The sequence below is a fragment of the Teichococcus aestuarii genome (assembly GCF_003116135.1).
GTDB classification, from domain to species: Bacteria; Pseudomonadota; Alphaproteobacteria; order Acetobacterales; family Acetobacteraceae; genus Pseudoroseomonas; species Pseudoroseomonas aestuarii.
Window position 1 is genome coordinate 13,300 of the sequence record NZ_PDOA01000018.1, and the last position, 20,195, is coordinate 33,494.

Annotated in this window: 17 protein-coding genes and 1 pseudogene; 3 read left to right on the forward strand and 15 right to left on the reverse strand. The window is 71.7% G+C overall.

Annotation, left to right across the window (positions count from 1 at the left end; genetic code table 11):
- The first annotated feature begins 58 nt into the window (after positions 1-58).
- Positions 59-1,456 carry a dipeptidase gene (locus tag CR165_RS19370; protein WP_109518596.1) on the forward strand — a complete coding sequence of 466 codons (1,398 nt, stop codon included), beginning with the start codon at positions 59-61 and terminating at the stop codon, positions 1,454-1,456.
- A 69-nt stretch (positions 1,457-1,525) separates the two neighbouring features.
- On the opposite strand, the gene CR165_RS19375 is transcribed toward CR165_RS19370, so the two are convergent.
- From CR165_RS19375 to hutC, 13 genes are all read right to left on the reverse strand, one after another.
- Positions 1,526-2,590, reverse strand: coding sequence for a threonine aldolase family protein (locus tag CR165_RS19375; protein WP_109518597.1), 1,065 nt, complete (start codon positions 2,588-2,590; stop codon positions 1,526-1,528).
- Positions 2,591-2,621: 31 nt separating this feature from the next.
- Entirely contained in the window at positions 2,622-2,810 is a 189-nt protein-coding gene (locus CR165_RS19380; protein WP_146201946.1) for a hypothetical protein, read from the reverse strand.
- Positions 2,811-2,877: 67 nt separating this feature from the next.
- Positions 2,878-3,363, reverse strand: coding sequence for a type II toxin-antitoxin system RatA family toxin (locus CR165_RS19385; protein WP_109518599.1), 486 nt, complete (start codon positions 3,361-3,363; stop codon positions 2,878-2,880).
- On the reverse strand, positions 3,363-4,409 hold the full coding sequence (lipA, locus tag CR165_RS19390; protein ID WP_109518600.1) for a lipoyl synthase: 1,047 nt from the start codon (positions 4,407-4,409) through the stop codon (positions 3,363-3,365). The genes CR165_RS19385 and lipA overlap by 1 nt, the downstream gene beginning before the upstream one ends.
- Before the next feature lie 114 nt (positions 4,410-4,523).
- The gene (gene lpdA / locus CR165_RS19395; protein WP_109518601.1) at positions 4,524-5,921 is read right to left on the reverse strand and encodes a dihydrolipoyl dehydrogenase; all 1,398 of its coding nucleotides are present in this window, start codon (positions 5,919-5,921) and stop codon (positions 4,524-4,526) included.
- A gap of 28 nt (positions 5,922-5,949) precedes the next feature.
- A complete protein-coding gene (locus CR165_RS19400; protein ID WP_109518602.1) occupies positions 5,950-6,432 on the reverse strand; it encodes a GNAT family N-acetyltransferase in 483 nt (160 codons plus the stop codon).
- On the reverse strand, positions 6,429-7,805 hold the full coding sequence (locus tag CR165_RS19405) for a pyruvate dehydrogenase complex dihydrolipoamide acetyltransferase (protein WP_109518603.1): 1,377 nt from the start codon (positions 7,803-7,805) through the stop codon (positions 6,429-6,431). The genes CR165_RS19400 and CR165_RS19405 overlap by 4 nt, the downstream gene beginning before the upstream one ends.
- A gap of 16 nt (positions 7,806-7,821) precedes the next feature.
- A complete protein-coding gene (locus CR165_RS19410) occupies positions 7,822-9,243 on the reverse strand; it encodes a pyruvate dehydrogenase complex E1 component subunit beta (protein WP_109518604.1) in 1,422 nt (473 codons plus the stop codon).
- 3 nt (positions 9,244-9,246) lie between these two features.
- Positions 9,247-10,284, reverse strand: a complete 1,038-nt coding sequence (gene pdhA / locus CR165_RS19415; RefSeq protein ID WP_109518605.1) for a pyruvate dehydrogenase (acetyl-transferring) E1 component subunit alpha — start codon at positions 10,282-10,284, stop codon at positions 9,247-9,249.
- 300 nt (positions 10,285-10,584) lie between these two features.
- Positions 10,585-11,796 carry an imidazolonepropionase gene (gene hutI / locus CR165_RS19420; RefSeq protein WP_109518606.1) on the reverse strand — a complete coding sequence of 404 codons (1,212 nt, stop codon included), beginning with the start codon at positions 11,794-11,796 and terminating at the stop codon, positions 10,585-10,587.
- A 91-nt stretch (positions 11,797-11,887) separates the two neighbouring features.
- Entirely contained in the window at positions 11,888-13,396 is a 1,509-nt protein-coding gene (gene hutH / locus CR165_RS19425) for a histidine ammonia-lyase (protein ID WP_109518607.1), read from the reverse strand.
- The gene (hutU, locus tag CR165_RS19430; protein ID WP_109518608.1) at positions 13,393-15,072 is read right to left on the reverse strand and encodes a urocanate hydratase; all 1,680 of its coding nucleotides are present in this window, start codon (positions 15,070-15,072) and stop codon (positions 13,393-13,395) included. The genes hutH and hutU overlap by 4 nt, the downstream gene beginning before the upstream one ends.
- A gap of 25 nt (positions 15,073-15,097) precedes the next feature.
- Positions 15,098-15,838, reverse strand: coding sequence for a histidine utilization repressor (gene hutC, locus CR165_RS19435; RefSeq protein ID WP_109518653.1), 741 nt, complete (start codon positions 15,836-15,838; stop codon positions 15,098-15,100).
- Between the two features lie 80 nt (positions 15,839-15,918).
- Here hutC and CR165_RS19440 point away from each other — a divergent pair, with 80 nt between their 5' ends.
- A complete protein-coding gene (locus CR165_RS19440; protein WP_109518609.1) occupies positions 15,919-17,298 on the forward strand; it encodes a formimidoylglutamate deiminase in 1,380 nt (459 codons plus the stop codon).
- Complete coding sequence (locus CR165_RS19445; RefSeq protein ID WP_109518610.1) at positions 17,295-18,137, forward strand: GNAT family N-acetyltransferase; 843 nt, start codon at positions 17,295-17,297, stop codon at positions 18,135-18,137. Before CR165_RS19440 ends, CR165_RS19445 begins: the two co-directional genes overlap by 4 nt.
- A 51-nt stretch (positions 18,138-18,188) precedes the next feature.
- On the opposite strand, the gene CR165_RS19450 is transcribed toward CR165_RS19445, so the two are convergent.
- A complete protein-coding gene (locus CR165_RS19450; protein WP_109518611.1) occupies positions 18,189-19,214 on the reverse strand; it encodes a dipeptidase in 1,026 nt (341 codons plus the stop codon).
- A 55-nt stretch (positions 19,215-19,269) separates the two neighbouring features.
- Positions 19,270-20,181, reverse strand: a pseudogene (locus CR165_RS19460) (peptidase C39 family protein).
- Between the last annotated feature and the right edge of the window lie 14 nt (positions 20,182-20,195).

Consider the following 20,195-nt stretch of genomic DNA (forward strand, 5'->3'; position numbering starts at 1 on the left):
CGTCTTTTTTGTCGGCGGGGGAATTGGCGGCGGCCGCGCCCGGCGCGAGACTGCCGCCATGACCCAGGACCAGACTGCGCGGGTTCTCGCCGCGCTCGATTCCGCCCGCACCGCCACCGAGGCCAGCCTGATCGACTGGCTGCGCATCCCGAGCGTGAGCGCCCAGCCCGCCCACGCCCCGGATTGCCGCCGCGCCGCCGAGTGGCTGGCGCGGGAGCTGATCGGCCTCGGCTTCGAGGCCGGGCTGCGCGAGACGCCGGGCCACCCGGTGCTGATCGCCACCCATCCCGGCCCGGGGCCGGACGCGCCGCACATCCTCATCTACGGCCACTACGACGTGCAGCCGCCGGAGCCGCTGGAGCTGTGGGACAGCCCGCCCTTCGAGCCGCAGGTGGTGGAGGGGCCGCGCGGCCCGCGCCTCGTCGCCCGTGGCGCGGTGGACGACAAGGGGCAGGTGATGACCTGGCTCGCCGCGCTGCGTGCCTGGAACAGCGTGGCCGGCGGCCCGCCCGTGCGCGTGACGGTGCTGGTGGAGGGCGAGGAGGAGATCGGCAGCCCGAACCTGGAGGCGGTGCTGGCGGCCGAGAAGGACATCCTCTCCGCCGAGATGGTGCTGATCAGCGACACCAACATGTGGGCCCCGGGGGCGCCCTCGCTCACCGTCAGCCTGCGGGGGCTGGTCTATACCCAGATCGACCTGCGGCTGGGCGACCGGGACCTGCATTCCGGCCTGTTCGGCGGCTCGGCGGCGAATGTGCTGAACCTGCTGACGAAGATCCTGGGCGAGCTGAAGGACGAGGAGGGCCGCATCCAGATCCCCGGCTTCTACGACGGAGTGCAGGAACCCACCGCCGAGCAGCGCGCCGCCTGGGAGGCGCTGGGCTTCGACGAGGCCGCCTTCCTCGGCGCCCAGGGCCTTTCCGTGCCGGGCGGCGAGCGCGGCCGCAGCGCGCCGGAGCGCCTCTGGGCGCGCCCCACCGCCGACATCAACGGCATCTGGGGCGGCTACATGGGCGAGGGCTCCAAGACCGTCATCGCCTGCGAGGGCCATGCCAAGCTCTCCTGCCGCCTGGTGCCGGGGCAGGACCCGCAGAAGGTGATCGAGGGCATCCGGCAGTTCGTGCAGTCCCGCCTGCCGGCGGATGCGAGCTTCGAGCTGCAGGTCTTCGCCGGCGGCCCGGGCATCTCGATCCCGATGGAGTCGCGCTTCGTGCAGGCGGCGCGGGAGGTGCTGGCGGAGGAGTTCGGCCGCCCGGCGGTGCTGGCGGGCGGCGGCGGCTCGATTCCGGTGGTGTCCAGCTTCCAGTCCATCCTGGGGCTGGACAGCCTGCTGATGGGCTTCGGCCTGGACGACGACCAGGTGCACAGCCCGAACGAGAAGTTCGAGCTGAGCTGCCTGCATGCCGGCGCCCGCAGCCATGCCCGCCTGCTCGGCCGCCTGGCGCGGAAGGACTGAAGGCGGGGTCCGGGGTGACACTGTCACCCCGGCGGAGGGGTGTGGGGAGGCCGCGCCTCCCCACGGCGCTCAGGCGGCGAGCGCCTTGCGGGTCAGGGAGAGCGTCTCCTCGATCATCGGCGCCGTGACGCCGAGATGGGTGCAGGCGCGGATGCGCCCGCCCAGCATGGAGAGCTGCACGCCCTCCATCCGCAGCCGCTTCACCAGCTCGCCCGCCGCCAGGCCGGTGCCGGCGGGGTCGAAGAAGACGAGGTTGGTGTCCGGCTCCTCGACGGTGATGCCCTCGATCTGCCGCAGCCCGCGGGCGAGCGCCCTGGCATTGGCGTGGTCGTCGGCCAGCCGGTCCACATGGTGGTCCAGCGCGTGGATGCAGGCGGCGGCGCAGATGCCGGCCTGGCGCATGGCGCCGCCCAGGCGCTGCTTCCAGCGCCAGGCCTCGCCGATGAACTCCTCCGAGCCCGCCAGCACGGCGCCGAGCGGCGCGCCAAGGCCCTTGGTGAAGTCCAGCCACACCGTGTCGAACCCGGCCACCATCTCGGCGGCGGGGATGCCGCTGGCCACCACGGCGTTCATCAGCCGGGCGCCGTCCATATGGGTGGCCCAGCCCTGCTCGCGCGCCACGGCCACCACCGCGTCCAGCTCCGCCTGCGGCCAGACGGCGCCGCCGCCGATATTGGCGGTCTGCTCCACCTCCAGCAGGCTCTGCGGCGGCGCGTGGCGGCTGCGGGGGCGGATGGCGGCGCGCAGCGTCTCGGCGCTGAATATGCCGCGCTCGCCCTTCAGCGGGTTGATCTGCACGCCGGCCAGCGCCGCATGGGTGCCGCCCTCGCTGCCCAGGATGTGCGCCGTCTCATGCGCCAGCACCTCCTCGCCAGGGCGGCAATGGGTGAGAATGGCGATGACGTTGCACATGGTGCCGGAGGGCAGGAACACCGCCGCCTCCTTGCCCAGCAGCGCCGCCATCCGGTCGCACAGCGCGTGGACGGTGGGGTCGTCGCCATGCTGCTCGTCGCCCATCTCTGCCTCCATCATCGCCGCCTTCATGGCGGGCGTGGGGAGGGTCTGGGTGTCCGAATAGAGGTTGATGCGGATGGGCGGCGCCCCGGCGGGCGGACGAGCGGGAGCATGCACCATGGGGCGGGACCTCGTGGATGTTGCGGGAGGATCAGTCGTTCATGTCGCGGATGGCCGCGCGCAGGCGGCGCCAGCCCAACCAGGCAAGCGGCAGGGCCGGCAGCAGGATCGACACGAGAAGCGCCTCCCACGGCCAGTCCGCCAGCCAGCCAGGGCCCTCACGCCGCCAGAGCAGCAGCCCGATGGCGGCGCAGAGCATCAGGGCAAGGATCTTCGGCATGGCGCGGGGCAGCATGCCAGCCCGCACCGGCCGCGTCAGCCCCCCCCTTCTTGCCGGTTCCTGCCCGTCAGGCGCCCGCGGCGGGGTTGCCGGGCACGGGCTGGGCTCCGCCGGCACGTCCGTCCCGCCCATAGAGCGCCATGGCGCGGCGCTCGAAGGCGCGCACCATCAGCCGCACCGCCTCGTTGAACACGGTACCGATGACGGCCTGGAGGAGCCGCGACTTGAACTCGAAATCGACGAAGAAATCGACCTCGGTGCCGGCCTCCACGGCGGTGAAGGTCCAGTTGTTGTTCAGGTAGCGGAAGGGGCCGTTCTCATAGCGGACCCGCACCGCGTGCGGGCGCTCCAGCACCACGCGGGAGCGGAAGGTCTCGCGGAACATCTTGAAGCCGATGGTCAGGTCGGCCAGCAGCTCCGTCTCGGTCTGGGAGACGATGCGCGCGCCCACGCACCAGGGCAGGAATTCCGGGTAGCGGCGCACATCCGCCACCAGGTTGAACATCTGCTCCGGCGTGTAGCGCAGGATGCGCTTCTCGGCATGGGTCGGCATCAGGCGGCGGCGCCCGCCAGCGCACGGCCCGCCAGCCTGGCGTTGCGGGCCTCGCGCAGCGCCGCGAAATCCCGGTCCGCATGGTAGGAGGAGCGGGTCAGCGGCGTGGCGGAGACGAGGAGAAAGCCCTTGCCGCGCGCCATCCGGGCATAGTCCTCGAACTCGGCGGGCTCCACGAAGCGGTCCACCGCCGCGTGCTTGATGGTGGGCTGCAGGTACTGGCCGATGGTGAGGAAGTCGATCTCGGCGCTGCGCATGTCGTCCATCACCTGGAGGACTTCCGGCCGCGTCTCGCCCAGACCCACCATGACGCCGGACTTGGTGAAGATCGAGGGGTCGAGCTGCTTCACCCGGTCCAGCAGCCGCAGCGAGTGGTAGTAGCGGGCGCCGGGGCGGATGGTGGGGTAGAGCTTCGGCACCGTCTCGAGGTTGTGGTTGAACACGTCCGGCCGGGCGGCCACCACCACCTCCAGCGCGCCATCCTTGCGCAGGAAGTCGGGCGTCAGGATCTCGATGGTGGTCTCGGGCGCGGCGGCACGGATGGCGGCGATGACGGCGGCGAAATGCGCGGCGCCGCCATCGGCCAGGTCGTCGCGGTCCACGCTGGTGATGACGACGTGCCGCAGGCCGAGCTTGGCCACGGCATCGGCCACGCGGCGCGGCTCATCGGCGTCCAGGCTTTTCGGCATGCCGGTGGTGATGTTGCAGAAGGCGCAGGCGCGGGTGCAGATCTCGCCCATGATCATCATGGTCGCGTGGCGCTGCGACCAGCACTCGCCGATATTCGGGCAGGCGGCCTCCTCGCACACCGTCACCAGCTTGTTGTCGCGCATCAGGTTGCGCGTCTCCTGGTAGATCGGGTGCGTCGGCGCCTTGACGCGAATCCAGTCCGGCTTGCGCTTGATCGGGTTGTCCGGCCGGTGCGCCTTTTCGGGGTGGCGCAGCGGGGCCGCCGCCTGGGGGGGCAGGGCCACGGGCTTCACGGTGCCCTCGGCGTTGGAAACCGCGCCGCCGGCCCGGTGGTCGATCAGGATACGGGTGGCCATTCGGAACCCCGGCTGTAGGGAAGGCGGCGGCCCCACCCTGCCGGGAGCGGCCGCCGCCTGCCATGATCTATGAAGGCAGTCTTGCCCCGCAAGCCAGCGCGGGGCCTCTTGCCGCTAGATGTGGATCACCCGGCCATAGGCATCAAGCACCGACTCATGCATGGCTTCCGAGACGGTGGGGTGGGGGAAGACGGTGTGCATCAGCTCCGCCTCGGTGGTCTCGAGGGTGCGGGCGATGGTGTAGCCCTGGATCATCTCGGTCACTTCCGGGCCGACCATGTGGGCGCCGAGCAGCGCGCCCGTCTTGGCGTCGAACACCGTCTTGACGAAGCCCTCCGGCTCGCCCATCGCGATCGCCTTGCCGTTGCCGATGAAGGGGAAGCGGCCCACCCGCACCTCGTGCCCGGCCTCCTTGGCGCGCGCCTCGGTCAGCCCGACGGAGGCCACCTGCGGGCGGCAGTAGGTGCAGCCGGGGATGTTGGTGACATCCATGGCATGCGGGTGCATCCCCGCCATCGCCTCCACGGCGATGATGCCCTCGTGGCTCGCCTTGTGCGCCAGCCAGGGCGCGCCTGTGAGGTCGCCGATGGCCCAGACGCCCGGCTCGCCGGTCTGCCCATAGGGGTCGGTCACCACATGGGTGCGCTCGACCTTCACCTTGGTGCCCTCGAGGCCGATATTCTCGACATTGCCGACGATGCCCACGGCGGAGATCAGCCGGTCCGCCTGGATCTCCTGCACCTTGTTGCCGGCCTCGACGATGGCGGTGATGCCATCGGCCGATTTCCGCACGCCCTGGACGCGGGCGCCGGTGATGATCTTCATGCCCTGCTTGGCGAAGGATTTCTGCACGAAGGCGGAGACCTCGGCATCCTCCACCGGCAGGATGCGGTCCATCACCTCGATCAGCGTCACCTCGGCGCCCATGTTGAGGAAGAAGGAGGCGAACTCGCTGCCGATGGCGCCCGAGCCGATGACGATCAGCTTCTTCGGCATGATGTCCGGCGCCAGCGCCTCGCGGTAGGACCAGATCAGCTTGCCATCCGGCTCGATGCCGGGGATGACGCGGGCGCGCGCGCCGGTGGCCAGCAGGATGTTCCTCGCCTGCAGCTCCGCCGCCGGCTTGCCGTCCTTGCCCGTCACCATCAGCTTGCCAGGGCCGGCCAGCTTGCCGCTGCCGTCGAACACGGTGACCTTGTGCTTCTTCAGCAGGCCCTTGACGCCGGAGGAGAGCTGCGAGGCCACCTGGCGGGAGCGCTTGACCACCTTGGCGAAGTCGTAGCGCACATTGTCCGCCGCGAAGCCGTACTGGTCGAGGCTGTGCAGCAGGTGGTTGATCTCGGAGGCGCGCAGCAGCGCCTTGGTGGGGATGCAGCCCCAGTTGAGGCAGATGCCGCCCAGATGCTCGCGCTCCACCAGCGCGACCTTCATCTTGAGCTGCGCGCCACGGATGGCGGCGACGTAGCCGCCCGGGCCGCCGCCCACCACCACCAGGTCGAACTGTTCGGCCATGTTTTCCGGTCCCTTCAGGGCGGGGCCTTCAGCCGGCGAGCGCCTTCAGCGCGTCGCCGGAGAGGCGTTGATCGGTCCATTCCGTGCGCCCGACCGCGCCGATCCGCCGGTAGAAGGCGATCGCCGGCTCGTTCCAGTCGAGCACGTTCCATTCCATCCAGGCATGGCCGCCCTCCACCGCCCGCTTCGCCAGGGCGCGGAAGAAGGCGAGGCCGATGCCGTGCCGCCGGCGCTCCGGCACGATGAACACATCCTCCACCCAGATCCCGGCGCGGCCGGCGAAGGTGCTGAAGGTCTCGTACCAGAGGCAGATTCCCACCGCCTCGCCGTCGATCTCGGCGATCAGCCCCTGGATGCGGCGGGTGGCCAGCGCGCCGTAGTAATCCTGCGCGCTGGCGGTGACCTCGTGCTCCAGCTTCTCGTAGGCGGCGAGGCCGCGCACCAGGGCGAGCACTGCCTCGGCGTCGCGCGGCTTCGCCTCGCGCAGCGTGAAGCCGGGGCCGCCGCTCACAGCATGAGGCTCAGGGGATCCTCGACCACCTTCTTGAAGGCGGCCATCCACTCGGCCGCCAGCGCGCCATCGACGACGCGGTGATCGACCGAGAGGGTGCAGGTCATCACCGTGGCGATGCCGAGCGCCCCATCCTTCACCACCGGCCGCTGCTGCCCGGCGCCGACGGCGAGAATGCCGCCCTGCGGCGGGTTGATGATGGCCGAGAAGCTGGTGACGCCATACATCCCCATATTGGAGATGCTGAAGCTGCCGCCCTGGAACTCCTCCAGCTTGAGCTTGCCGGATTTGGCGCGGGCGGCCAGGTCCTTCATCTCGTTGCTGATGGCGGCCAGGCCCTTCTGGTCGGCCTTCTTCACGATCGGCGTGATCAGCCCGTCCGGGATCGACACGGCCACCGAGATGTCCACGTCGTGGTACTGGATGATCGCGTCGTCGGTCCAGGAGGCGTTGACATTCGGGAACTGGCGCAGCACCCGCGCGGCGGCCTTGATGATGAGGTCGTTCACCGAGAGCTTGAAGGCGCCAGGGCCGTCCTTCGGCGCGCGGCCGTTGAGGTCGGCGCGCAGCTTCAGCAGCGCGTCCAGCTCGATGTCCATCGAGACATAGAAGTGCGGCACTGTCGCCTTGCTCTCCGCCAGGCGCTTGGCGATGACCTTGCGCATGGAGGAGTTCGGCACCGCCGTGTGCGGGGCGGTGATGGCGGGCGCAGGCGCCTTGGCGGCGGCCGGGGCGGCGGCGGGCGCGGCGGCGGGCGCGGCGGCCTCGGCCTTCGGCGCGGCGGTTGGGGCAGGGGCCTGCTTCGGCTTGCCGGCGGCGGCCTCGATATCGGCCTTCACGATGCGCCCGTTCGGGCCGGAGCCCTGCACATCGGAAAGCTCGATGCCCGCCTGCTGCGCCATGCGGCGCGCCAGCGGCGAGGCGAAGACGCGGTCGCCCTGCGCCGCCGGGGCGGAATTCTGCTCCGCCTTGGGTGCCTCGGTGGCCGGCGGCGTGCCGGGGCGGTTCGGCGCGACCTGCTCGGGCGCCTTCTCCTTCGCCGCCTCCTGCTTCGGCGCCTCCTGCTTCGGGGCCTCCTGCTTCGGGGCCGGCTTCGGGGCGGCGGCGCCAGCATCGTCCGGCACCGCCTCGCCCTCCTCGACCAGCACGCCGATGGGGGCGTTCACCTTCACCCCCTCGGTGCCCTCCTGCACCAGGATCTTGCCGAGGATGCCCTCATCCACGGCCTCGAATTCCATGGTGGCCTTGTCGGTCTCGATCTCGGCGATGACGTCGCCCGCCTTGACCGCGTCGCCTTCCTTCTTGAGCCAGCGCGCCAGCGTCCCCTCGGTCATGGTGGGGGACAGCGCGGGCATCAGGATGTTGGTGGCCATCGTCCCGCTTCCCCCGTTACTTCTTGTAGGTGACGCGCTTCGCCGCATCGACCACGTGGTCGATGGTCGGCAGGGCGAGCTTCTCAAGGTTGGCCGCGTAGGGCATCGGCACGTCAAGGCCGGCGACCCGCACCGGCGGCGCGTCCAGGTAGTCGAAGGCGTGCTCGATCACCTGCATCGCCACCTCGCAGCCGATGCCGCTGAAGGCCCAGCCTTCCTCGACGGTGACGAGGCGGTTGGTCTTCTTCACCGAGGCGACGATGGTCTCGGTGTCGAGCGGGCGGATGGTGCGCAGGTTGATGACCTCCGCCTCGATCCCCTGCTCGGCGAGCTTCTCGGCCGCCTGCATCGCCAGCCCCACCTCGATCGAGAAGGCGACGATGGTGACGTCCTTGCCGGCGCGCTCGACCTTGGCCTTGCCGATGGGGAGGATGAAATCCTCGTCCGTCGGGCATTCGAAGGTCTGGCCGTAGAGGATCTCGTTCTCGAGGAACACCACCGGGTTCGGGTCGCGGATGGCGGCGCGCAGAAGCCCCTTGGCATCGGCCGCCGACCACGGCGCCACCACCTTGAGGCCCGGCACATGCGCGTACCAGGAGGCGTAGCACTGGCTGTGCTGGGCGGCGACGCGGGCGGCCGCGCCGTTCGGGCCGCGGAAGACGATCGGGCAGCCGAGCTGGCCACCGGACATGTACAGCGTCTTGGCGGCGCTGTTCACGATCTGGTCGATCGCCTGCATCGAGAAGTTGAAGGTCATAAACTCGACGATCGGCTTCAGCCCGGTGAAGGCCGCGCCCACCGCCATGCCGGTGAAGCCGTGCTCGGTGATCGGCGTGTCGATGACGCGCTTCGGCCCGAACTCGTCCAGCAGCCCCTGGCTGATCTTGTAGGCGCCCTGGTACTGGGCGACTTCCTCGCCCATCAGGAACACCTTGTCGTCGCGCCGCATCTCGGCGGCCATCGCGTCGCGCAGCGCCTCGCGTACGGTGATGGGCTTGGTCTCGCCCCAGTCCTTCTCGGCCTCCTGCGCGGGGGCCTTGGGCTGCGCGTCCGTCTCCGGGCGCTGCTCGGTGCCCTTGGCGGCGACGGCGGCGTGGTCCTCGGCCTCCTTCGCCACCTCGGCGGTCTCGCCGCCGGCCTGGATGGCGTTGGAGACGGGCTCCTGCGGCCCGGAGGCCGAGGTGCCGGCGCCCCCATCCCCGCCATCGATCTCGGCGATGGGGGAGTTCACCGCCACGCCCTCGGTGCCCTCGGGCACCAGGATCCTGGTCAGCTCGCCCTCATCGACCGCCTCCACCTCCATGGTGGCCTTGTCGGTCTCGATCTCAGCGATGATGTCGCCGGCGGCGACGGTGTCGCCTTCCTTCTTCAGCCAGCGCGCCAGCTTCCCCTCGGTCATGGTGGGGGAGAGGGCGGGCATCAGGATCGTCGCACCCATGGGTCAGCGGGCCTCCAGCAGGATGTCCGTCCACAGCTCGGACTCGTCCGGCTCGGGGGAAGTCTGGGCGAATTCGGCGGAATCGGCGACGATGCGCTTCACCTCGTCGTCGATCTTCTTCAGCTCGGCCTCGGGCAGGCCGCTGTCCAGCAGCTTCTTGCGGGCGGTCTCGATGCAGTCATGCTGCTCGCGCATCTTCTGCACCTCCTCCCGCGTGCGGTACTTCGCCGGGTCGGACATGGAGTGGCCGCGGTAGCGGTAGGTCTTCATCTCCAGGATGTAGGGGCCCTTGCCCTCGCGGCAGTGCGCGACCGCGCGCTCGCCGGCGGCCTGCACGGCCTCCACGTCCATGCCGTCCACCTGCTCGCCCGGGATGCCCCAGGGGGTGCCGTCCTTCGAGCGGTCCTTCGAGGCGGAGGCGCGCTCGGCGCTGGTGCCCATGCCGTACTTGTTGTTCTCGATGATGAACACGACCGGCAGCTTGAACACGGCGGCGAGGTTGTAGCTCTCGAACACCTGGCCCTGGTTGGCCGCGCCGTCGCCATAGTAGGTCAGGCAGACATTGCCGTTGTCGTTGTACATGTTGGCAAAGGCCAGCCCGGCGCCAAGGCTGACCTGGGCACCGACGATGCCGTGGCCGCCGTAGAAGCCCTTCTCGCGGCTGAACATGTGCATCGAGCCGCCCTTGCCCTTGGAGTAGCCCCCTGAGCGACCGGTCAGCTCCGCCATCACGCCGCGCGCCTCCATGCCGGTGGCCAGCATGTGTCCGTGGTCGCGGTAGGAGGTGATGACCTGGTCGCCCGGCTGCAGGCAGAGCTGCATGCCCACCACCACGGCCTCCTGGCCGATGTAGAGGTGGCAGAAGCCGCCGATGAGCCCCATGCCGTAGAGCTGGCCCGCCTTCTCCTCGAAGCGCCGGATCAGCAGCATGTCGCGGTAGGCCTTGAGCAACTGCTCCTGCGAGAGGCCTTCCCGCCCTGCGGGTGGGGCCTTCGCCTTGCCGCGACGCTTGGTGGTGGCCGCTTCGGCGCCTTGGACCATCCGGCTGCTCCATTCTGCCCGCAACCGCTCGGAATTGGCGGCAGCGCAAGGCCGAGATACGTGGCGCAACGCCCAACTGCAAGCGCAAGGCGATAGCCAAGTCCTTGATGCTGCGGTGCAATATGGCATTTAACCGGAATGTGGTTAAAAGCCAGATCGTTCCTCAGGCGGCGCAATACCACTGCGGCATCGCGGCAGGATACAGGCCGAAGCTTTCGCTTGTCCTTCCCCTGACGAAAGCAACGGAAAGGCTGTGTGGGAGTTGCGGGCCAAGCGGCCATTCGCCCGGCCGCGCCGCATTCAGCCGGCCCGCCCCGACACCACCCGTCCGACGCAGGGATTGCCGCCGATCCAGTAGCAAAGCTCCGCGGGGCGGCCGATGCGGAAGAGGGCGAGATCGGCCCGCAGGCCGGGCCGCAGCACGCCGCGGTCGGCCATCCCAAGCGCGGCCGCGGCGTGGCGCGTCACGCCCAGCAGCGCCTCGGCCACGGTGAGGCGGAACAGGGTGCAGCCCAGGCTCAGCATCAGCAGCAGGGAGCGGGCGGGCGAGGAGCCTGGGTTCATGTCCGTGGAGAGGGCCATGCGCAGCCCGGCCGCCCGCATCGCCGCGACGTCCGGATGCTTCGATTCGCGAATGAAATAGGTGGCCCCCGGCAGCAGCACCGCCACGCTGCCGGCGGCGGCCATGGCGCGCAGCCCTTCGGCGCTGGCATATTCCAGGTGGTCGGCCGAGAGGGCGCCGAAGCGGGCGGCGAGCGCCGCGCCGCCAAGGTCGGAAAGCTGGTCGGCGTGCAACTTCACCGGCAGGCCGGCGGCCCGCGCGGCGGCGAAGACCCGCTCCGTCTGCGCGGGCGAGAAGGCGATGCGCTCGCAGAAGGCATCCACCGCGTCGGCCAGCCCGGTGGCGGCGGCGGCGGGGATGACCTCGCGCACCACGAAATCCGTGTAGGCCCCGGCGCCGCCCTCGTAGCCGGGCGGCACGGCATGGGCGGCGAGCAGGGAGGTCGCCACCTCCACCGGCAGCGCGGCGCCGAGGCGGCGGGCGACCCGCAGCATCTTCATCTCCGATTCGAGATCGAGCCCATAGCCGGACTTGATTTCGACGGTGGTGACACCTTCGGCCATCAGCCCTTGCAGCCGGGGCAGGGCGGCTTCCAGCAAGGCGCCTTCGCTGGCCGCGCGCGTTGCGCGGACGCTGGAGAAGATGCCACCCCCCGCGCGGGCGATCTCCTCATAGGTGGCGCCTTCCAGCCGCTGCTCGAACTCGCCCGCGCGGTTGCCGCCGAAGACGAGGTGGGTGTGGCAATCGACCAGCCCCGGCAGGACCCAGGCGCCCGCGCAATCAGTGACCGGTGCCTCATGCGCCGGCAGGTCCGCGCGCTTCCCGACCCAGGCGATGCTGCCGCCCTGCGTGGCAATGGCCCCGTCCTCGACGATTCCGAGCGGCGCTTCGGCCGGTCCGTCCATGGTGGCGAGGTGGGCATTGAGCCAGACGTGATCGAACCCGCTCATCGCGATCCTTCCCGAATGTGGGGGCTCCGGGGGAACTCAGTTCCCCCGGCGGGGTGGTCCAGGAGGGGCGGCGCCCCTCCTGGCCAGGCTTTCAGCGAAGGAGCGCGGCAAACACCCCGTGCTCAACGAGACGCCTGGCCGCGGCGATATCCGGCGCCATGAGCCGGTCCTCATCCCAGGGCGCGGCGATGCCGCGGATTTCCGCCAGCGCCTTCTCCAGCACCTCCGAGGTGGCGAGCGGCCGATGGAAGCCGATTCCCTGCGCCGCCGCCAGGAACTCGATGGCGAGGATGCCCGCGGTGTTGTCCGCCATCTCGGCCAGGCGCAGCGCCGCGCCAGTGGCCATGGAGACATGGTCCTCCTGGTTGGCGCTGGTGGGCAGGCTGTCCACGCTGCGGGGGTGGGCGAGGGATTTGTTCTCGCTGGCCAGCGCCGCCGCCGTCACCTGCGCGATCATGAAGCCCGAGTTCAGCCCGCCCTCGCGCACCAGGAAGGCGGGCAGGCCGGAGAGCACCGGGTCCGTCAGCAGCGCGATGCGGCGCTCGGAGAGGGCGCCGATCTCGGCGAGCGCGAGGGCGATGGTGTCGGCCGCGAAGGCCACCGGCTCGGCGTGGAAATTGCCGCCCGAGAGCACCTCGCCCTCGGCGGTGACGAGCGGGTTGTCGGTCACGGCGTTGGCCTCGCGTTCCAGCACGGCGGCGGCGTGGTCCAGCAGGTCGAGGCAGGCGCCCATCACCTGGGGCTGGCAGCGCAGGCAATAGGGGTCCTGCACGCGGCTATCGCCGGTGCGGTGGCTCTCGCGGATGGCGCTGCCTTCCAGCAGGGTGCGCAGCGCGGCGGCGGCGCGGATCTGCCCCGGCTGGCCGCGCAGCGCGTGGATGCGCGGGTCGAAGGGCGTGTCCGAGCCGCGCGCCGCATCGACGCTCATCGCCCCCGCCACCAGCGCGCTGCGCCAGAGGGATTGCGTGGCGAACAGCCCGGCGAGCGCCAGCGCGGTGGAAACCTGCGTGCCGTTCAGCAGCGCCAGCCCCTCCTTCGGCCCCAGCTCCAGCGGCGCCAGGCCGGCGCGCTTCAGCGCCTCGGCGCCGGGCAACACTTCCTCGCCGACGAAGGCCTCGCCCTCGCCGATCAGCACCAGCCCCATGTGGGCCAGCGGCGCGAGATCGCCCGAGGCGCCGACCGAGCCCTTGGCGGGGATGGCCGGCAGCACATCGGCGCGCAGCAGGGCGAGCAGGGCGGAGACCACCTCCGGCCGCACCGCCGAGGCGCCGCGCGCCAGGGAGAGGGCCTTCAGCGCCAGGACCAGCCGCACGACGGGGGCAGGCATGAAGGGGCCGATGCCGGCGGCGTGGCTGCGCAGCAGGTTGCGCTGCAGCTTCGCCAGGTCCTCCGTGCCGATGCGCTGGCTGGCCAGCTTGCCGAAGCCGGTGTTGACGCCATAGAGCGCCTCGCCCGTGGCGATGCGCGCGGCGAGCGCCGAGACGGAGCGCGCCACCGGCGCCTCCCACCCTGCCGGCAGCTCCAGCACGGCGCCTTCGAGGATGGCGCGCAGATCGGCCAGCGTGGCGTGGCCGGGTGCCACGATGCGGGCGGCGCTCACTTCGCACCCCCGAGCATCGGCAGGTCGAGCCCCTGTTCCCGCGCGCAGTCGAGGGCGATGTCGTAGCCCGCATCGGCGTGGCGCATCACGCCGGTGGCCGGGTCGTTCCACAGCACGCGCTTCAGGCGGCGCGCCGCATCCTCCGTGCCGTCGGCGACGATGACCATGCCGGCATGCTGCGAATAGCCCATGCCGACGCCGCCGCCATGGTGCAGCGACACCCAGGTGGCACCCGAGGCGGTGTTGAGCAGCGCATTGAGCAGAGGCCAGTCGCTCACGGCATCCGATCCATCCCGCATCGCCTCCGTCTCGCGGTTGGGCGAGGCGACGGAGCCGGAATCGAGATGGTCGCGGCCGATGACGATGGGCGCCTTCAGCTCGCCCCGCGCCACCATCTCGTTGAAGGCGAGGCCGAGCCGGTGCCGCTGCCCCAGCCCCACCCAGCAGATGCGCGCCGGCAGGCCCTGGAACTTGATCCGCTCGCGCGCCATGTCCAGCCAGCGGTGCAGGTGCCTGTCGTCCGGGATCAGCTCGCGCACCTTGTCGTCGGTGCGGCGGATATCCTCCGGGTCGCCGGAGAGCGCGGCCCAGCGGAAGGGGCCGACGCCGCGGCAGAAGAGCGGGCGGATATAGGCCGGCACGAAGCCCGGGAAGCCGAAGGCGCCTTCCAGCCCTTCATCCTTGGCCATCTGGCGGATGTTGTTGCCGTAGTCGAGCACGGCGCTGCCCATTGCCTTGAAGTCCAGCATCGCCTGCACATGCGCGACCATCGACTTCTTGGCGGCGGCGGCGACGGATTTCGGGTCGCTCTCGCGCTTCGCTTCCCATTCCGCCAGCGTCCAGCCGGCGGGGAGGTAGCCATTGGCGGGGTCGTGCGCGCTTGTCTGGTCGGTGACGATGTCGGGGACCACGCCGCGCCGCACCAGCTCGGGGAAGATCTCGGCGGCGTTGCCGAGCAGGCCGATGCTGATGGCCTTCCGCTCGGCGCAGGCCTGCCGGATCATCGCCAGCGCCTCGTCCAGCGTCTCCGCGCGGCGGTCGAGATAGCCGGTTTCCAGCCGCTTCTCGATGCGGCTCGGCTGGCACTCCACCGCCAGCACGCAGGCACCCGCGAAGACGCCCGCCAGCGGCTGCGCGCCGCCCATGCCGCCGAGGCCCGCCGTCAGGATCCAGCGCCCGCCGAGATCGCCGCCGAAATGTTGCCGCCCGGCTTCCACGAAGGTCTCGTAGGTGCCCTGAACGATGCCCTGGCTGCCGATATAGATCCAGGAACCCGCCGTCATCTGGCCGTACATCATCAGCCCGGCGCGATCGAGCGCGTTGAAATGCTCCCAGTTCGCCCAGGCCGGCACGAGGTTGGAGTTGGCGATGAGCACGCGCGGCGCATCCTTGTGCGTCTCGAACACGCCCACCGGCTTGCCGGACTGCACCAGCAGCGTCTGGTTTTCCTCCAGCCGCTTCAACACGTCGAGGATGCGCTCATAGCTCTGCCAGTCGCGCGCGGCGCGGCCGATGCCGCCATAGACGACAAGCTCGCCCGGCCGCTCGGCCACCTCGTCGTCGAGGTTGTTCATCAGCATCCGCATCGCCGCCTCGGTGGTCCAATGCTTGGCGGTGAGGGTGTCGCCGCGCGGGGCGCGGATGGCGGGGGCATTGCGGAACCGGCTGTGCGACATGGGTCTGTCTCGTCTCGGTCGGGGTTCAGTCCAGCGCGCCGCCAAGGCGGTAGCGCGTGCCGGGATGGGTGAGGAAGGCCCGCGTCGCCACCACGCGCCACGACCAGGTGCGGCGGTGGACCAGCAGGCAGGGCTCGTCGGGCGGGATGCCGAGGGAAGCGGCGATGTCGGGTGCGGCGCGGGTGGCCTCCACCACATGCTCCACCCGCTCGGGCGGCGCGCAGGAGGTGAGGTAGCGGTAGGGCGTGATGCGGCTGAAATCCTGCTCCAGGAAGCGCGGCGCGATCACCGGGTTCACCAGCCGCTCCTCGAACTGCACGGCCATGCCATCCTCCCGGTGCACCAGCCGCGCCCGGAAGAGCTCTGCCTGCTCGGGCAGGCCGAAGGCGGCGGCCATGGCCGCGTCCGCCCGCAGCCGGCCGAGGGAGAGCACCTCGGCTGCGTGCATGCCGCCGCGCTCGGCGATCTCCTCGGCGATGTCGCGCAGCTCCAGCAGGTTCGATTGCGGCTTGGCGCCGGCGACGAAGGTGCCCACCCCCTGCACCCGCACCAGCAGCCCCGCATCGGCCAGCTCGCGCAGCGCGCGGTTGACGGTGACGCGGGAGACGCCGGTCAGCTTCACCAGCTCATGCTCGGAGGGCACGCGGTCCTCCACCCCCCATTCGCCGCTGGCGACGCGGCTGAGGATGAAGGCCTTGATCTGCTGGTAGCGCGGCGTGGCCGGGCTGGGCGTCGGCAGCAGGGCAGGGGTTTCGGAGCTCGGCATGGCCGGGAGCATGGTTGTCTTGACAAGTCCAGTCAACCGGAAAGACGATGCCGCCCACCGCTGCGAGAAGGCCGCCCGGCATGACCCACTACTTCGCCCCCGCCGCCCTGCTGCCCACCGGCTGGGCGCGCGACGTGCGCATCGAGACCAATGGCGCCGGCAGCATCGCGACCGTCACGCCGGGGGGCGATCCGGCCGGAGCGGAACGCCTGCCGGGCGCCGTCATCCCCGGCCTGCCGAACCTGCATTCCCACGCCTTCCAGCGCGCCATGGCCGGCCATGCCGAGCGCCGCTCGCCCCCCGAGGCGCGCGATGCCGAGGGCGGCGAGGATTCCTTCTGGACCTGGCGGACGACGATGTACCGCTTCGTCGGCCGCTTCACGCCGGAGGATGCGGAAGCCGTGGCCGCGCAGCTCTACGCCGAATGCCTGGAATGGGGTTTCACGAGTCTCGCCGAGTTCCACTACCTGCACCACCAGGCCGACGGCACGCCCTATGCCGAGCCGGCGGAGATGGCGCTGCGGCATCTGGCGGCGGCGCGCGCCACGGGCATCGGCATCACCCTGCTGCCGAGCCTCTACCGGCATGGCGGCATCTTCGGGAAGGACCCGGTGCCGGGGCAGCGCCGCTTCCTCAACGACCTCGACGGCTTCTGGCGCATCGTCGAGGGCATCCGCGGCGCCATCGCGGGCGATGCGCAGGCGGGGCTCGGCCTCGCGCCGCACTCGCTGCGCGCGGTGACGCCGGAGATGCTGCGCGAGGTCTCGCGCTTCGGCGGCCCCATCCACATCCACGCCGCCGAGCAACTGCGCGAGGTGGAGGAATGCCGCGCCGCCACCGGCGCCCGCCCCGTGGAATGGCTGCTGGAGAACATGCCGCTCGACGCGCGCTGGTGCCTGATCCACTGCACCCACATGACGGAGGCGGAAGCCGTGGGCCTCGCCCGCAGCGGCGCCGTGGCCGGGCTCTGCCCCAGCACCGAGGCCTCGCTGGGGGACGGCATCTTCGGCCTGCCCGCCTATCGCGCGGCGGGCGGGCGGCTTGGCTTCGGCACGGACAGCCATGTCGGCACCTCGCCGCGCGACGAGATGCGGCAGCTGGAGACCAGCCAGCGCCTGGCGCAGCGCCGGCGCTCCGTGGCGACGGACGAGGCCCACCCCCACCCGGCGCGCAACCTGCTGGAAGCGTCTCTCGCCGGCGGGGCGCAGGTGAGCGCGCGGGCCATCGCCGGCATCGCTCCCGGCCAGCGCTGCGACCTGGTGGCGCTGGACGACGAACACCCCGCCCTGTGCGGCCGGGAAGGGGATGAGCTGCTCGACGCCTGGGTGTTCAGCGGCCAGGGCAACCCGGTGCGGCAGGTGGTGGCCGGCGGGCGCGTGGTGGTGCGGGAGGGGCGGCACGTGGCGGCCGAACCCATCGCCGCCGCCTTCCGCGCCGCCATGCGGAGGCTTTCGGCATGAGCCCCGTCATCCGCCCCGCGGGCGCGGCGGAGATGCCGCTGCTGGTGGAATGGGCCGCCGCCGAGGGCTGGAACCCAGGCCTCGCCGACGCCGCCACCTTCCACGCCGCCGATGCCGGGGGCTTCCTGCTGGCCGAGGTGGCGGGCCTGCCCGTCGCCTGCCTCTCCGCCGTGCGGCAGGGGGAGGAGCATGGCTTCATCGGCTTCTACATCGTCCGCCCGGATTGGCGCGGAAAGGGGCTTGGCCTGGCCTTGTGGCGGGCGGGGATGGCGCGGCTGGAGGGGCGCGTGGTGGGGCTGGACGGCGTGGTGGCGCAGCAAGCGAATTACGCGCGCTCCGGCTTCGCCCTGGCGTGGCGCAATGTCCGCTTTGGGGCCGCGGCGCCGCGCGCCGTCGGTGGGGTGGAGGGGGAGGTGGTGCCGGCGGCCTCGGTGCCCTTCGCCGCGCTCGCGGCGCTGGATGCGCGGGTGTTCCCGGCGCCGCGCGAGGCGCTGCTGCGCGCCTGGCTCACGGCGCCCGGGCACCGCGCCCTGGCGGTGCGGGACGGGGCGGGGGCGGTGCGCGGCTTCGGCGTGCTGCGCCCCTGCCGGGAGGGCGCCAAGATCGGCCCCCTGACGGCCACCGGGGCGCCCTTCGCGCGCGCCCTGTTCAACGCGCTGGCCGAGGGTGCCCCCGGCCCGGTGTTCCTGGACCTGCCCGAGCCGAACGCCGCCGCCCTGGCCCTGGCCGGGGAGGCCGGCATGGCGCCCGTCTTCGAGACCGCGCGCATGTATCGCGGCCCCGCGCCCGCCCTGCCGCTGGACGAGATCTTTGGCCTGATGAGCTTCGAGCTCGGCTGACTGGCAGAAAAAAGAAGGGGTCCGGGGAATTCCTTCCCCGGCCTGCCTTTTCTACCCGGCCGCCGCCACCGCCTCCGCCGCCCGCATCACGCGCAGGAAATTGCCCGACCAGAGCAGCCCGACGGATTCGGCATCATAGCCCCGGCGCAACAGCTCGGCGGTGAGGTTGGCGCTGTCGGCCGCATTCATCCAGCCTTCGACGCCGCCGCCGCCATCGAAGTCGGAGGAGAGGCCGACATGGGAGATGCCGATGCGCTGCACCGCGTAGTCCACATGGTCGGCGATGTCGGCCACGCGGGCGCGCACCTTGCCGTCCGCGCCCGGGCTGCGCAGGAAGCCCGGCACGGCGGTGATCTGCATCAGCCCGCCGGTGGCGCGCAGCGCGTCCATCTGCTGGTCGTCGAGGTTGCGCGGATGGTCGCGGAGCGCGCGGACGCAGGTGTGGGTGGCCACCACCGGCGCGCGGGAGATCTCCACCGCCTGCAGCATCGCGCTCTTGGCGACATGCGAGACATCGACGAGCAGGCCGAGCGCGTTCATCTCCGCCACCGCCGCGCGCCCCAGCGTGGAGAGGCCGCCATGCAGCACCGGCCCATCGCCGAGGTCGGGGCGGGGGATCGCGGAATCGGCCAGCAGGTTATGGCCATTATGCGTCAGCGTCACGTAGCAGGCGCCGAGGCCGCGCCACAGCGCCAGGCGGGAGAGATCCTCGCCCATGGCGTAGCCATTCTCCACCGCCAGCAGCACGCCGAAGCCGCCGCTGCCCCGCAGCGCCTCCAGCTCCGCGGCGCGGCTGACGATGCGGCGGTCCTCGCCGCTGGCGGTGGCGCGGATGGCGCGCAGCATCGCCTCGCAACGCTCGGCGGCGGCGGCGTGGCCCTCCGGCGTGCGCGGCCCCTGCGGCAGGTAGGCGGCGAACACCACGGCGCGCAGCCCGCCGGCGCGCATCTTCGGGAAGTCCACGCAGCGCGCCGTCTCGCCGCGCGGGTCGGGCGTCTGCGGCCAGGGGATGTCCACATGGGTGTCGAGCGTCAGGGTCGCGGCGTGGACGGCGCTGGCGGTCTGGATGTCGGTCATGTCTCGTCCTGCGGCGGTGGCGGTCGCGGGAGTCTCGGGCGGGGCCGCGCGGCCGTCAATCGCCAGCGCCACCGCCGGGCGGGGTGAGCAGCACGGCGGCGCGGTAGGGCGGCTCCCCGAACCAGGCCATGCGCTCCAGCGCCTCGGCGCGGATGGGCAGGTTGGCGGCATCCGCCGCCGTCTCGCCGCGCGGCGGATCGGGTCAGGGGTCGTTCACCAGGAACCAGCCATCCCGTGCCTGGTGCAGCAGGATCCAGTGCGGCGCATGCCGGCCATGGGTCGGGTGCTGGTCGATCAGCAGCAGCACGAGACCGCCCGCGCCGAGATGCGCGGCCAGCGGGGCGATGGCGAAGTCGCCGAGGGTGACGGGAATGCCGGCCGCGGCGCTCTGCGCCCGCAACTCCGATTGCGCGAACTCGATCAGCTCGCGCTTCTGCGCCGTGTCGGCGCGCTCGGTCAGCAGTGCGCGGTCGGTGGTGGCGAGGATGCGGGCGCCGAAGCCGCGCGCCCGGGCCGCCAGCGCCAGCCCGTGCGGGTCGCAGCCGCCGGGGCCGGCGAGGCTGACGATGGTGATGGCCTCGCGCCAGAGGGCGATCTCCTCGCTCCGCGTGGGCGCGCGGCCGGCGAGGGCCTGGAAGCCCATCAGCAGCGAGGCGGGGCCGCAGGTGAAGGGGGTGGTCTGCGCGTAGAGCGGCAGGGCACGGCGCGGCGCGTCATTGCCGAGCCAGCGTTCGGCATAGGGTGCCGCGAGCGGCGCGAGGCCCAGCTGGCGCAGCCCGGCGGGGTCGAGCCACGGCGCATCCTCCGGCGCGGCACGCAGGGCGAGCAGCCCGGCCTCCCGCGCCGCCGCCTCCAGCCGCGCGGCGAGCGCCCGGGCGGTGGCCTCCGCATCCGCCGCGCCGGGCGAGATCCAGAAGGCCGCCACGCGCAGCACCAGTCCGGTGGGCCGGCGCAGGGCCAGCGCCACGCCCTCCGCCCCCT

Coding starts and splice junctions, on each gene's coding strand:
- CR165_RS19370 (WP_109518596.1), top strand. CDS start 59: ATGACCCAGGACCAGACTGCGCGGGTTCTCGCCGCGCTCGATTCCGCC.
- CR165_RS19375 (WP_109518597.1), bottom strand. CDS start 2,590: ATGGTGCATGCTCCCGCTCGTCCGCCCGCCGGGGCGCCGCCCATCCGC.
- CR165_RS19380 (WP_146201946.1), bottom strand. CDS start 2,810: ATGCCGAAGATCCTTGCCCTGATGCTCTGCGCCGCCATCGGGCTGCTG.
- CR165_RS19385 (WP_109518599.1), bottom strand. CDS start 3,363: ATGCCGACCCATGCCGAGAAGCGCATCCTGCGCTACACGCCGGAGCAG.
- lipA (WP_109518600.1), bottom strand. CDS start 4,409: ATGGCCACCCGTATCCTGATCGACCACCGGGCCGGCGGCGCGGTTTCC.
- lpdA (WP_109518601.1), bottom strand. CDS start 5,921: ATGGCCGAACAGTTCGACCTGGTGGTGGTGGGCGGCGGCCCGGGCGGC.
- CR165_RS19405 (WP_109518603.1), bottom strand. CDS start 7,805: ATGGCCACCAACATCCTGATGCCCGCGCTGTCCCCCACCATGACCGAG.
- CR165_RS19410 (WP_109518604.1), bottom strand. CDS start 9,243: ATGGGTGCGACGATCCTGATGCCCGCCCTCTCCCCCACCATGACCGAG.
- pdhA (WP_109518605.1), bottom strand. CDS start 10,284: ATGGTCCAAGGCGCCGAAGCGGCCACCACCAAGCGTCGCGGCAAGGCG.
- hutI (WP_109518606.1), bottom strand. CDS start 11,796: ATGAGCGGGTTCGATCACGTCTGGCTCAATGCCCACCTCGCCACCATG.
- hutU (WP_109518608.1), bottom strand. CDS start 15,072: ATGTCGCACAGCCGGTTCCGCAATGCCCCCGCCATCCGCGCCCCGCGC.
- hutC (WP_109518653.1), bottom strand. CDS start 15,838: ATGCCGAGCTCCGAAACCCCTGCCCTGCTGCCGACGCCCAGCCCGGCC.
- CR165_RS19440 (WP_109518609.1), top strand. CDS start 15,919: ATGACCCACTACTTCGCCCCCGCCGCCCTGCTGCCCACCGGCTGGGCG.
- CR165_RS19445 (WP_109518610.1), top strand. CDS start 17,295: ATGAGCCCCGTCATCCGCCCCGCGGGCGCGGCGGAGATGCCGCTGCTG.
- CR165_RS19450 (WP_109518611.1), bottom strand. CDS start 19,214: ATGACCGACATCCAGACCGCCAGCGCCGTCCACGCCGCGACCCTGACG.